The sequence below is a fragment of the Geodermatophilus sabuli genome (assembly GCF_900215145.1).
GTDB lineage: Bacteria > Actinomycetota > Actinomycetes > Mycobacteriales > Geodermatophilaceae > Geodermatophilus > Geodermatophilus sabuli.
In genome coordinates, this window is record NZ_OBDO01000001.1 from 900369 (window position 1) to 913141 (window position 12773).

Consider the following 12773-nt stretch of genomic DNA (forward strand, 5'->3'; position numbering starts at 1 on the left):
CAGTCATGAGATGCATCACACCCGGTTCGAGTTGCGCCCTCGACGCGGTGGCGGCAGGGGTGTCCAGGAGGCGCGGTTATCGTCAGGGGACGGCGGTGACCGGCCGCGCCAGCCACGACCGAGGAGCACCCCTGTCCGAACCCAGCGGCCCGCAGGACCACGCGGGCGCGGCCCCGGGGACGCCGGCCCGCCGTCCCCGCACCCGCCTGCTGCTCCTGCTCGCGGCGGTCGTGTTCTGCCTCGATCTCGCCAGCAAGCTCCTGGTGGTGGCCACCATCGACCGGGGGGAGAACGTCCGGCTGCTCGGCGGCGCGCTCTACCTGACCCACGCGCGCAACACCGGCGCGGCCTTCTCCTTCGCGGAGGGGTTCACCGTCGTCTTCTCGCTGATCGCCGCGGCGGTCGTCGTCGTCATCGTGCGCACCGCCCGGCGGCTGTTCTCCACCGGCTGGGCGGTCGCGCTGGGTCTGGTCCTCGGGGGCGCGCTGGGCAACCTGGTCGACCGCGTCTTCCGCGAGCCCGGCTTCCTGCGCGGCGGCGTCGTCGACTTCGTGTCGGTGTTCGCCCCCGACGGGCAGGTGTACCCGATCTTCAACGTCGCCGACTCCGCGATCGTCTGCGGCGGTGTCCTCGGCGTCCTGCTGGCCCTGCGTGGCATCGAGTTCGACGGCTCCCGCGTCCCGGGTCGTCGGAGCGACCGTGCCGGCGGCACGGCGCGGGGCTGAGGATCACGATGGACGCCGTGACCAGCTCCGCCGGCCAGCACCGTGCGCTCCCGGTGCCCGACGGGCTGGAGGGCCAGCGCGTCGACCAGGCCCTCTCCCGGCTCTTCGGCCTCTCCCGCGGCGCCGCCGCCGACCTCGCCGACGCCGGCGTGGTGCTGCTCGACGGGCGGGTCCGCGGCAAGGGCGACCGGGTCAGCGGCGGCAGCTGGCTGGAGGTCGAGCTGCCCCCGCCGCCCGGCGAGCCGACCGCGCCCGAGCCGGTCGCCGGCCTGACCGTCGTCCACGACGACGACGACATCGTGGTCGTGGACAAGCCCGTCGGCGTCGCCGCGCACCCCAGCCCCGGCTGGGAGGGCCCCACGGTGGTCGGCGGTCTCGCCGCGGCCGGCTACCGGGTCTCCACCTCCGGCGCGGCCGAGCGGCAGGGCGTCGTCCACCGGCTGGACGCCGCCACGACCGGGCTGATGGTGGTGGCCAAGAGCGAGCGGGCGTACACCGTGCTCAAGGCGGCGTTCAAGGAGCGCACCGTGGACAAGGGCTACCACGCCCTGGTCCAGGGGCACCCCGACCCCTCCCGCGGCACGATCGACGCGCCCATCGACCGGCACCCGAAGCACGACTGGCGGTTCGCCGTCGTCCAGGGCGGGCGTCCCTCGGTGACCCACTACGAGGTCGTGGAGGCGTTCCCGGCCGCCAGCCTGGTCGACATCAAGCTGGAGACCGGCCGCACCCACCAGATCCGCGTGCACTTCTCGGCGCTGCGGCACCCCTGCGTCGGGGACACGACCTACGGCGCCGACCCGACGCTGGCCGCGCGGCTGGGGGTGTCCCGGCAGTGGCTGCACGCGGTGCACCTGGGCCTCGCGCACCCGGCCGACGGGCGCTGGATGGAGTTCCGCAGCCCGTACCCGCCCGACCTCGCCGGCGCGCTCGACATCCTGCGCGCCGAGGCCTGAGGCCGCACCGGTGCAGGGGCTGCCCGCCTCGCTGGCCGACTACGGCCCCGCGGCGCTGTCCGCGGTCGTCGTCGCCGGCTACCTCGTGCTGGGCGAGCCGCTCGTCGGGCACGTGCTGCACCGCCGCTTCGAGGGGCGGCTGCGCACCGACGCCGGCGCCCGCCGGTCGTTCTACCGGCGGCTGCTCGTCCTGGAGTGGGGGCTGGCCGTGGTGGCCGTCGTGGTGTGGCTGTCCGCGCCGGGCGTTCCCGCCGCCGGCGTCGGGCTGCGCTGGCCCCAGGAGTGGCCCGGGCCGGTGTCCGGCGCGGCCGCCGTCCTGACCGTGGCGTTCGTGGTGCTGTCCACCCGGGCGCTGCGCTCCGGGGCGCTGGCCGAGGCGGCCACCCGGGCCCGCCGCCCGGGGGAGGGACGGCACGCCGAGCCGTCGGTGCACGCCACCCTGGCGCTCCTGCCGCGCACCACCGGCGAGCGGCGGTTGTTCACCCTCGTCGGCGTCACCGCCGGCGTGTGCGAGGAGTGGCTCTACCGCGGCTTCTTCCTCGCGGTCGTCGCCGCACTGGCCGGCGGCATGCCGACCCCGGTGCTGGTCGCCGTCGCCGCCCTCGCCTTCGGGCTGGCGCACGCCTACCAGGGGGTCGCCGGCGTACTCACGACCGGCGTGCTGGGCGGAGTCCTGGCCGGGCTGTACCTGGACACCGGCTCCCTGCTGCTGCCCGTGCTCCTGCACGTGCTCATCGACCTGCGCTTCCTGCTGGTGCCGGCCACCGCGCTGCCGGCGGTCGCGCGGTGAGCGCCGCCGGGCCGGCAACGGCCGCCGACTGGCCCGAGGTGGTGGCGCTGCGCCTGCGGGTCTTCGTCGAGGAGCAGGGCGTGCCCGCCGAGATCGAGCAGGACGAGCACGACGCCACCGCGGTGCACGCCCTGGCGCGCGACGGCGCGGGACGCGTGGTCGCGACCGGGCGGCTGCTGGTCCGCGACGGGCGCGCGGTGATCGGCCGCATGGCCGTCGACGCCGCCGTCCGCGGGCGGGGGTACGGCGCCGCCGTCCTCGCGGAGCTGCACCGCCAGGCCCGGGCGCTGGGCCTGGCCGAGGTGGAGCTGCACGCCCAGGTCAGCGCCCGCGGCTTCTACGCGCGGGCCGGGTACACCGCGGTCGGCGAGGAGTACGTGGAGGCGGGGATCACGCACGTCACGATGCGCCGGCGGCTCTGACCGGCGGCCCCTGCAGGGCCCCGGCCCCGGCCAGGGCACCGTGCCGATCCGGCGAGGGGTGGGGAGGACGGGGTCCCCCTCCGAGTGGCGGGCCGGGGGTCCTCCGTGGAGCCGGTCCGGTGTGAGGAGACACGTCCTGTCAGACCCTCGGCGTAGACCTCTCCCAGTGCGAGGATCGACCCACCGACCCGACGGCCCCACACCCTGGCCGCACCGGCCGGCGACGTCGGCCGCGCACCGCCGGTCTTCCCCGCCGGTCGCCCGCCGCGGACCTCGACGCCGGGCACGCACGACCGTGAGGAGCACCTGAGCACGTGAGCACCCCGTCCGACTCGTTCGTGCACCTGCACGTCCACACCGAGTACTCGATGCTCGACGGTGCGGCCAAGCTGCCGGAGGTCACCAAGGCCGCCGCAACGCAGGGGATGCCGGCGCTGGCGATGACCGACCACGGCAACGTCTTCGGCGCCTACGACTTCTACAAGCAGGCGAACGCGGCCGGCGTCAAGCCGATCATCGGCATGGAGGGGTACTACACGCCCGGCTCGCGGTTCGACCGCGCCCCGTTCGACTTCGGCGACAAGCTGATCGACGAGGAGGGCGACGGGGGCAGCAACCGCGGCAAGGCCGCCTACACCCACATGACGCTGCTGGCCCGCACCACCGAGGGGATGCACAACCTCTTCCGCATCTCCTCGCTGGCCAGCCTGGAGGGGCAGTACCGCAAGCCGCGGTTCGACCGCGACCTGCTCGAGCGCTACGGCAAGGGCCTGATCGCCACCACCGGCTGCCCGTCGGGCGAGGTGAACATGTGGCTGCGCGCCGGCAAGGAGGATCGCGCCCGCCAGGCCGCCGCCGACTTCCAGGACATCTTCGGGCGTGAGAACTTCTACGCCGAGCTGATGGACCACGGGCTGTCCATCGAGAAGAAGACCCGGCCGGCACTGCTGGCGATCGCCGAGGACCTCGGCATCCCCCTGCTGGCGACCAACGACCTGCACTACACGCACAAGGAGGACGCCGAGGCCCACGACGCCCTGCTGTGCATCCAGACCGGGTCGCGGCTCAACGAACCCAACCGCTTCAAGTTCAACGGGGACGGCTACTACCTCAAGAGCGCCGCGGAGATGCGGGCGCTGTTCCCCGGCGAGCTGCGCGAGGCCTGCGACAACACGCTGCTGGTCGCCGAGCAGTGCGAGGTGCAGTTCACCGAGGGCGCGGACCTCATGCCCCGCTTCCCGCTCCCGCCGGGGGAGGACGAGACCTCCTGGTTCGTCAAGGAGGTCGAGCGGGGCCTGCACAAGCGCTACCCCGGCGGCATCCCCGACCACGTGCGCAAGCAGGCCGACTACGAGGTCGGGATCATCACCCAGATGGGCTTCCCGGGGTACTTCCTCGTGGTCGCCGACTTCATCAACTGGGCCAAGGACAACGGCATCCGCGTCGGCCCGGGCCGTGGCTCGGCCGCCGGGTCGCTGGCCGCCTACGCCATGGGCATCACCGACCTCGACCCGCTGGCGCACGGGCTGATCTTCGAGCGGTTCCTCAACCCCGAGCGCGTCTCCATGCCCGACGTCGACATCGACTTCGACGACCGCCGCCGCGGCGAGGTCATCCAGTACGTCTCGCAGAAGTACGGCGAGGAGCGGGTCAGCCAGATCGTCACCTACGGCACCATCAAGGCCAAGGCCGCGATCAAGGACGCCGCCCGCGTGCTCGACCGGCCGTACTCGGTGGGCGACGAGCTGACCAAGCTCATGCCGCCGGACGTGATGGGCAAGGGCATCCCGCTGTCGGGGGTCTTCGACCCGGCGCACCCGCGCTACAAGGAGGCCGCGGAGTTCCGCGCCCGCTACGAGTCCGACCCGGGCGCGGCCGAGGTGGTCGACCAGGCCCGCAAGCTCGAGGGCCTCAAGCGTCAGTGGGGCGTGCACGCGGCCGGCGTCATCATCGGCCGCTACCCGCTGATCGACAGCATCCCGATCATGCGGCGCGAGGCCGACGGCGCGGTCATCACGCAGTTCGACTACCCGACCTGCGAGACCCTCGGCCTGCTCAAGATGGACTTCCTGGGCCTGCGCAACCTGACGGTCATCGACGACGCGCTGCGCAACATCGTCGCGAACGGCAAGGAGCCGGTCGACCTCGACGAGATCAGCAAGGACCTCACCGACCCGGCCACCTACCAGCTGCTGGCCCGCGGGGACACCCTCGGCGTCTTCCAGTTCGACGGCGGCCCGATGCGGTCGCTGCTGCGGCTCATGCGGCCGGACAACTTCGAGGACATCTCCGCCGTCGGCGCTCTCTACCGGCCCGGCCCCATGGGTGCGAACTCGCACACCAACTACGCGCTGCGCAAGAACGGCCAGCAGGAGATCACGCCGATCCACCCGGAGCTAGCCGAGCCGCTCGAGGACATCCTCGGCACGACCTACGGCCTGATCGTCTACCAGGAGCAGGTCATGGCGATCGCGCAGAAGGTCGCCGGGTACTCCCTCGGCAAGGCCGACCTGCTGCGCCGCGCGATGGGCAAGAAGAAGAAGTCGGTCCTCGACGCGGAGTTCGTCGGGTTCGAGGCCGGCATGAAGGAGCGCGGCTACTCCGACGCCGCGATCAAGACGCTGTGGGACATCCTGGTCCCGTTCGCCGACTACGCCTTCAACAAGGCCCACTCGGCGGCCTACGGCCTGGTCTCCTACTGGACGGCCTACCTCAAGGCCAACTACCCGGCCGAGTACATGGCCGGGCTGCTCACCAGCGTCGGCGACGACAAGGACCGCCGCCCGATCTACCTCGCCGAGTGCCGGCGCATGGGCATCAAGGTGCTCCCGCCGGACGTCAACGAGTCCTCCTGGGACTTCACCGCCGTCGGCACCGACATCCGCTTCGGTCTCGCCTCGGTGCGCAACGTCGGGCACAACGTCGTCGACTCCATCGTCCGGGCGCGCGGGGAGAAGGGCCCGTTCAAGGACTTCGCCGACTTCATGCGCAAGATCGACACGGTGGCCTGCAACAAGAAGGTCATCGAGTCCCTGGCCAAGGCCGGGGCGTTCGACTCCCTCGGCCACTCGCGGCAGGGCATCGTCGCCGTCCACGCCCAGGCCGTCGAGTCCGCCATGGCGCTCAAGCGCAAGGAGGCCGAGGGCCAGTTCGACCTGTTCGGCAGCTTCGGTGAGGGCGGTGGGGACGACGACCCGTTCGCCGGCGCGCTCGAGATCGCCATCCCCACGGCGGACTGGTCCAAGAGCGAGCGGCTGATGTTCGAGCGCGACATGCTCGGCCTCTACGTCTCCGACCACCCGCTGCACGGGGTGGAGCACGTGCTCGCGTCCAACGCCGACACCCCGATCGCCGAGATCAACGCCGGTGGCGTCGAGGACGGCGCGAACGTGACCATCGCCGGCATCCTCACCGCGGTGTCCCCGCGCACCAACAAGCAGGGCGCGCCGTGGGCGATCGCGACGCTGGAGGACCTCGAGTCCGGCATCGAGGTGCTGTTCTTCCCCAAGACCTGGGCCGAGGTGTCGGAGAAGGTCGTCCGCGACCAGATCATCGTGGTCAAGGGGCGGATCAGCCGCCGCGACGACCAGCCCTCGCTGTTCGGGTCCGAGGTCACCATCCCCGAGCTCACCGAGGGCCCCCGCGGCCCGGTCCTCGTCTCGATGGCGGCAGCCCGCTGCACCCCGCCGGTCGTCGAGCGGCTGCGTGAGGTCCTCGGCAGTCACCCGGGCACCACCGAGGTGCAGCTGAAGCTGGTGAACGGCAGCCGCGAGACGGTGCTGCGTCTGGACCAGGGGCTGCGGGTGCGGCCGAGCACCGCCCTCATGGGCGACATCAAGGCCCTGCTCGGCCCGACCAGCGTCGCCCTGCTGTGAGGGCGGGCCGCGCGGTCCCGCCGGTGCCGGGGAAGAGGCGCCCGGCTCCGCGGGGTTGACTGGGGTCGTGGACAGCTCCGACGCCCCGGGTCCCGCAGGGCCGCCGCCGGCTCCCGCGGGGCTGCCGCCGGCTCCTGCGGGGCTGCCGCCGGCTCCCCGGCCGCCCTGGTGGGCCAACGGCCCGCGGTGGCCCGGCGTCGTCGAGCTGCGCGCCGATGCCCGCGGCGCCCTGACGCTGACCGGCGTCCTGCTCGCCTGCGGCATCCCGGCCGGGCTGCTGTGGTGGGCGGTCGCGCCGCGCGCACGGTTCCGGGTCACCGCGGACGGCCCGGTGGTCGTCGGGCACCCCTCGGCCGAGCTGCTGGCCGCGGTCGACAGCGTCTACACGCTCGTCCTGGCCGGGCTCGGCCTGCTGGCCGGCGTCGGAACCTGGCGGCTGCGCCGCCGGCGCGGGGTGGCGGTCCTGCTCGCCCTCGGCGTGGGCACCCTGCTGGCTGCGCTCGTCGCCTGGCGGGTGGGGGAGCTGCTGGCGCCCGGCCCCACCGAGGCCCAGCTGGCCGACGCCGGGACGACGGTGACCACGGGGCTGGCGCTGAACTCGCTCGCGGCGCTGGCCGCGGGCCCCTTCGCCGCCGTCCTGGCCTACGTGGTGGCCGCGCTGTTCGCCGCCTCCGAGGACCTCGACCGGCCGGCGCCGACCCCGCCGTCCCCCCTCGACGGCGGGTACCCGGGCGCCCCTCCGGTCGCCGGCCTGCCGCGACCGCTGGTCGACGTGCCACCGGCGGAGCACCCGGGGCGCTGAGCGCGGGGTGCTCCGCCGGTGGCGGGGTCCGGCCGCACGGGCCGGCCGGGACGTCGTGCCGGCGACCTCAGGCGGGGTCGAGCACGAAGTCGTAGGTGACCTGGTTGCCCTCGGCGCCGGTCTGCACGTCGAGGAGCAGCTCCGGCTTGACCGCCGAGGCGATGTCGTCGTCGTTGTGCGGGTCGCCCGGGAAGTACAGCTGCGTGGTGATCAGCTGGTGGCCCGGCGCGGACACCTTGAGGTGCAGGTGGGCCGGACGCCAGGCGTGCCACCCAGCGGCGGCGATCAGCTTGCCGCAGGAGCCGTCGGTCGGGATCTGGTACGGCGCGGGCTGGATCGTGTGGATGACGAAGCCGCCGTCGGCGTCGGTGACCACGGTGCCACGCAGGTTCCACTCCGGGATGCCCGGGGCGAACTGCGAGTAGAAGCCGTCGTCGTCGGCGTGCCACATCTCGACCCGGGCGCCGGCCAGCGGGGTGCCGTCGACGCTGGTCACGTGCCCGGCGAAGCGCAGCGGTGTGCCCGGCTCGTCGGGCCGCATCGGCAGCGTGCCCTCGCCGGTGAACTCCGGTGACCCGGGCACGTAGTACGGGCCCTCGATGGTGCCCTTGCTGCCCTGGCGGCTGGAGTTGGCCACCTCCTCCACGACGTGCTCCACCCAGACGTCGAGGAACAGCGGCCACTCGCCGTCCTGGCCGACTCCGATCAGCCACGCCTTGAGGGCGTTGTACTCGTCATAGGTGACCTCGTGCTTGCGCACGATGGCGTGCACGGCCTCGAGCAGCTCGCGGGCGAGGGTGTCCACCCGCTCGGGCGGGGTCGCGGCGACGGCGCTGGACTTGTCAGCCTTGAATCGCTCGGTCGCCGAGGCGCCGGAGGCGGCGGCGCTGGCCGTGGTGCCGGGGTCGTTCGTGGTGACGCTCATGGGATCGGTCCTTCCGTGGGTGGGTGCGGGGTCGGGCGGAGGTCAGTGGTCCAGGCGGTAGTGCGCGAGCTTGTCGGAGTCGACCTCGACACCCAGGCCGGCGCCGGGGCGGACGGCGAGGGTGCCGTCGCGGATCACCAGCGGTTCGGCGAGCAGGTCGTCGGTCATGTCGAGGAAGTTGGACAGCTCACCGGCCCGCCGGGAGGTGAGCCGGTGGGCGGCACCGAAGACGACGGTGCTCATCGAGCCCAGCTGGGTGTCGATCTGGTTGCCCATCACGACCTCCAGGCCCAGGCCCTCGGCCAGGTGGTGCACGCGGGCGGAGTGGGTGAACCCGGTGCGGGCGGTCTTGATGCTCACCGCCGTCGCCGATCCGCCCAGGACCTCCCGGGTGACGTCGGCGGGGGTCACGGCCGACTCGTCGGCGATGAACGGCACGTCGCACTGCTGCACCAGCCAGCGCCGGCCGAGCACGTCGTCGGCGGGGCAGAGCTCCTCGGCGAAGGTGAGGCCGAGGTCCCGCATGTCGGCCATGGCGCGGGCGGACTCCGACGCCGTCCAGCCGCGGTTGCCGTCGACGTAGAGCTCGACGTCGGGACCCAGGTGCTCCCGCAGGGCCCGCACCACGGCGGTGTCGAGGGCGACCGGGACGCGGCCGACCTTCACCTTGAACGTGGTGATGCCGTAGGTGTCGCGCATGCGCTCCGCCTCGGCGACCATCGCGGCCGGGCTGTCGAAGCCCAGCATGTGCGAGACCCGCATCCGGTCGGTGTAGCCGCCGAGCAGGGCGGTGACCGGCTGGTCGAGCGTGCGGCCGAGGGCGTCCCAGATCGCCATGTCGACGGCGGACTTGGCGGCCGGGTTGCCGACCGTGCGGGCGAGGGCCTCGACGACCCGCTCCCGCTCCAGCAGCGTCCGTCCGACGACCTGCGGGGCGAACAGCGACTCGATGACCGCGACCACACCGGCCTGGGTCTCGCCGTAGGTGAACGGGCGGGGCACGGCGTCGGCCGTGCCGACGACGCCGTCGTCGGTGTGCACGCGGACCAGTACGTGTTCGGCGGCGTGCACCTCGCCGCTGGCGAACCGCAGCGGCTTCCGGTACGGGATCGCGTAGGGGACGGCCTCGACGCTCGTGATCTTCATCGGGTGGCCTCCGGGCTGGGGGTGGGCAGGCGGGTCCGGTCGTGCTCGGGGGGCAGCAGCCCGGCGGTCTCGAGGACGCCGAGCACCGAGCGGATGAGGGGCGAGCCGGCGGTGGGAGAGTCCTCGCGGTGGTGCCAGGCGAGGGCCACCTCGATCGAGCCGGCGTCGGCCACCTCCCGGTAGGTCACGCCGGGCACCGGGAGGGCGCCGGCCGACGCGGGGACGAGGGCGATCCCCAGGCCGGCGGCGACCAGGGCCAGCAGTACCACGGTGCCGGTGACCTCGTGCTCCCGGTGCGGGGTGAACCCGGCGTCCCGGCAGCTGCGCAGGACGGCCTCGTTCACCGCCGAGGAGCGGTCGGCGTAGACGACGAAGCCCTCGGTGCGCAGGTCGGCCATCGCGATCTCCGGCTCGGCGACCAGCCGGTGGTCGTCGGGCAGGGCGAGCACCAGCGGCTCGACCTCGATGGTGCGCAGGCTCAGCCCGTCCCCGGACAGTGGTGGGCGCAGGACGCCGAGGTCCAGACTGCCGTCGCGCAGGCCGTCGCACTGGGCCGGCGTCAGGACGTCGCCGTGGATCTCCAGCGCCACCCCGGGGAGCTCCCGCTTGACGACCCGGGCGATCCGCGGGAGCTGGCCGACGACGGCCGTACCGGTGAAGGCGATCCGCACCAGTCCGAGGCGGCCGTCGGCGATCCGGCGGACGCCGCGCACGCTGTCGTCCACGGCGGCGAGCACCCGCTCGGCCTCCTCGCGGAGGAACCGGCCGGCCGGGGTCAGCTGCACCTGCCGGGTCGTGCGGGTGAAGAGGGAGGCGCCCAGCTCGGCCTCGAGCTGGCGGATCGCCTGGGACAGCGCGGGCTGCGCGATGTGCAGCCGCTGCGCGGCCGCGCCGAAGTGGCACGTGTCCGCGACGGCGGCGAAGTAGCGCAGGTGACGCAGCTCCACGTCCAGCTCCTCCCGAGTGATGTGGACCACGCTACGGATCAGATCGATAGGAGACAAAGACGTATTTGCGCTGGATTGACAAGCAACGGCGATCAATCACCCCCTGGGTCCGGACTAGGCATTCCGCCGGTGTGACGCCTGCCACCCCGCTGTGACTCTGGACGCACAGAAGCCGGTCCGCTCCCGCGGGTTGCCGGAGCGAGTTCCTCTGGAGGACCTCATGACCCAGACGCTGACCCACGTGCAGTCGGTGCTCGCCGACGCCGTCATCGAAGACCCCGAAGCCGGCATCTTCCGGGCCAACCGCCGGATCTTCACCGACGAGGAGCTCTTCGAGTTGGAGATGACCCACATCTTCGAGGGCAACTGGGTCTACCTCGCGCACGAGAGCCAGGTCCCGAACCCGGGGGACTACTTCACCACCTTCATCGGCCGTCAGCCGGTCGTCATCACGCGCGGCAAGAACGGTGAGCTGCACTGCCTCATCAACGCCTGTGCGCACCGCGGCGCGATGCTCTGCCGCCGCAAGACCGACAACCGGACGACCCTGACCTGCCCGTTCCACGGCTGGACCTTCCGCAACGACGGCACCCTGCTCAAGGTCAAGGACCCCGAGGGCGCCGGCTACCCGGCCGGCTTCGACACCGACGGCTCGCACGACCTGGTCAAGGTCGCGCGGTTCGACAGCTACCGCGGGTTCCTCTTCGGCAGCCTCAACCCCGACGTGAGCACGCTGGCCGAGCACCTCGGTGACGCCACCAAGGTCATCGACATGCTCGTCGACCAGTCGCCGGAGGGCCTCGAGGTGCTGCGCGGCTCCTCGACCTACACCTACGACGGCAACTGGAAGGTCCAGGCCGAGAACGGCGCTGACGGTTACCACGTCAGCGCCGTCCACTGGAACTACGCCGCGACGACCTCCCGGCGCAGCACCGGCGAGTCGGCGAACACGACGAAGGCCCTGGACGCCGGCGGCTGGGGGAAGTCCGGCGGCGGCTACTGGTCCTACCCCAACGGGCACCTGTGCCTGTGGACCTGGGCGGCCAACCCCGAGGACCGCCCGCTGTGGGATCGCCTGGACGAGCTCAAGGAGCAGTTCGGCGAGGCCAAGGGCGAGTTCATGGTCAAGGGCTCCCGCAACCTGTGCCTGTACCCGAACGTCTACCTGATGGACCAGTTCAGCACCCAGATCCGGCACTTCCGGCCGATCGCGCCCGACAAGACCGAGGTCACGATCTACTGCATCGCGCCCAAGGGCGAGAGCGCCGAGGCCCGTGAGCACCGGATCCGGCAGTACGAGGACTTCTTCAACGCCTCGGGCATGGCCACCCCCGACGACCTGGAGGAGTTCCGGTCCTGCCAGCTCACCTTCCGGGCCACCGCCGCGCCGTGGAACGACATGAGCCGCGGCGCCGAGCACTGGCTCGACGGGCCGGACGACGTCGCCAAGGCCCTCGGCATGGACGGCGTCATCTCCGCGGGGCGGCGCAACGAGGACGAGGGGCTGTACCCGGTCCAGCACGGCTACTGGCTGTCGACCATGCGCGCCGCACTCGAGAAGCAGGCCGGCGCGACCGCCGCGACCACGGAGGGCTGATCTCCCATGACCACGACGCAGAACCCCGCGCAGACCCCGGCCGAGGCGGCGCCCTCCGGCGGGAAGCTCATCACCCAGAACATGATCGAGCAGTTCCTGTACCGCGAGGCCCGCTACCTCGACGACCGGGAGTTCGAGAAGTGGCTGGAGTGCTACGCCGACGACGTCGTCTTCTGGATGCCGTCGTGGGCCGACGACGACCGGCTGACCGAGGACCCGCGCCGGGAGATGTCACTCATCTACTACCAGAACAAGGGTGGCCTGGAGGACCGGGTCTTCCGGATCCGCACCGAGCGGTCCAGTGCGACGTCCCTGCCCGAACCGCGCACCAGCCACAACATCACGAACGTCGAGGTCATCGAGCGCCGCGGCGACCTGGTCGACATCCGGTTCAACTGGCACACGATGTACTTCCGGTACAAGACGATCGACCCGTACTACGGGACGTCGTTCTACACGATCGACTTCTCCGGGCCGTCGCCACTCATCCGGCGCAAGACCGTGGTGCTGAAGAACGACTACATCCACCACGTCGTCGACGTCTACCACCTCTGAGCGGCGGGAACCCCCGGGCCGTCTCCCTCCAAG

General features: G+C 72.4%; 11 protein-coding genes. 8 read left to right on the plus strand and 3 right to left on the minus strand.

Annotated elements, in window-relative coordinates; all coding sequences use genetic code 11:
* Positions 1-95 precede the first annotated feature (95 nt).
* From lspA to CRP39_RS27145, 6 genes are all read left to right on the plus strand, one after another.
* A complete protein-coding gene (gene lspA, locus CRP39_RS04290) occupies positions 96-725 on the plus strand; it encodes a signal peptidase II (RefSeq protein WP_245853555.1) in 630 nt (209 codons plus the stop codon).
* Positions 726-733: 8 nt separating this feature from the next.
* Entirely contained in the window at positions 734-1681 is a 948-nt protein-coding gene (locus tag CRP39_RS04295; protein WP_097204624.1) for an RluA family pseudouridine synthase, read from the plus strand.
* Between the two features lie 10 nt (positions 1682-1691).
* Complete coding sequence (locus CRP39_RS04300; protein ID WP_097204626.1) at positions 1692-2471, plus strand: CPBP family intramembrane glutamic endopeptidase; 780 nt, start codon at positions 1692-1694, stop codon at positions 2469-2471.
* Entirely contained in the window at positions 2468-2893 is a 426-nt protein-coding gene (locus CRP39_RS04305; protein ID WP_097204628.1) for a GNAT family N-acetyltransferase, read from the plus strand. The genes CRP39_RS04300 and CRP39_RS04305 overlap by 4 nt, the downstream gene beginning before the upstream one ends.
* Before the next feature lie 314 nt (positions 2894-3207).
* Complete coding sequence (gene dnaE, locus CRP39_RS04310; RefSeq protein WP_216359599.1) at positions 3208-6768, plus strand: DNA polymerase III subunit alpha; 3561 nt, start codon at positions 3208-3210, stop codon at positions 6766-6768.
* Between the two features lie 67 nt (positions 6769-6835).
* Positions 6836-7570 (plus strand): hypothetical protein, encoded by a 735-nt coding sequence (locus tag CRP39_RS27145; RefSeq protein ID WP_097204630.1) that lies wholly within the window; start codon positions 6836-6838, stop codon positions 7568-7570.
* A gap of 67 nt (positions 7571-7637) precedes the next feature.
* Here CRP39_RS27145 and catA read toward each other — a convergent pair whose 3' ends face one another.
* Genes catA through CRP39_RS04330 form a run of 3 tightly spaced genes read right to left on the minus strand, consistent with a single transcriptional unit; the run spans position 7638 to position 10618 of the window.
* Positions 7638-8495 (minus strand): catechol 1,2-dioxygenase, encoded by an 858-nt coding sequence (catA, locus tag CRP39_RS04320; protein WP_097204632.1) that lies wholly within the window; start codon positions 8493-8495, stop codon positions 7638-7640.
* A 42-nt stretch (positions 8496-8537) separates the two neighbouring features.
* Positions 8538-9641 (minus strand): mandelate racemase/muconate lactonizing enzyme family protein, encoded by a 1104-nt coding sequence (locus CRP39_RS04325; RefSeq protein ID WP_097204634.1) that lies wholly within the window; start codon positions 9639-9641, stop codon positions 8538-8540.
* Positions 9638-10618, minus strand: a complete 981-nt coding sequence (locus CRP39_RS04330; protein ID WP_216359600.1) for a LysR substrate-binding domain-containing protein — start codon at positions 10616-10618, stop codon at positions 9638-9640. Before CRP39_RS04330 ends, CRP39_RS04325 begins: the two co-directional genes overlap by 4 nt.
* 190 nt (positions 10619-10808) lie before the next feature.
* On the opposite strand from CRP39_RS04330, the gene benA reads away from it, so the two are divergent.
* Both benA and benB read left to right on the plus strand, forming a co-directional pair.
* Positions 10809-12185 (plus strand): benzoate 1,2-dioxygenase large subunit, encoded by a 1377-nt coding sequence (gene benA / locus CRP39_RS04335; protein WP_097204637.1) that lies wholly within the window; start codon positions 10809-10811, stop codon positions 12183-12185.
* A 6-nt stretch (positions 12186-12191) separates the two neighbouring features.
* Positions 12192-12740: a benzoate 1,2-dioxygenase small subunit gene (gene benB, locus CRP39_RS04340; RefSeq protein WP_097204639.1), complete on the plus strand. Its 549-nt coding sequence runs from the start codon at positions 12192-12194 to the stop codon at positions 12738-12740.
* Positions 12741-12773: the final 33 nt, after the last annotated feature.

Excerpts from the sequence above, each read along its gene's own strand:
- CRP39_RS04295 (WP_097204624.1), top strand. The coding sequence starts at position 734 with ATGGACGCCGTGACCAGCTCCGCCGGCCAGCACCGTGCGCTCCCGGTG.
- catA (WP_097204632.1), bottom strand. The coding sequence starts at position 8,495 with ATGAGCGTCACCACGAACGACCCCGGCACCACGGCCAGCGCCGCCGCC.
- CRP39_RS04325 (WP_097204634.1), bottom strand. The coding sequence starts at position 9,641 with ATGAAGATCACGAGCGTCGAGGCCGTCCCCTACGCGATCCCGTACCGG.
- benA (WP_097204637.1), top strand. The coding sequence starts at position 10,809 with ATGACCCAGACGCTGACCCACGTGCAGTCGGTGCTCGCCGACGCCGTC.
- benB (WP_097204639.1), top strand. The coding sequence starts at position 12,192 with ATGACCACGACGCAGAACCCCGCGCAGACCCCGGCCGAGGCGGCGCCC.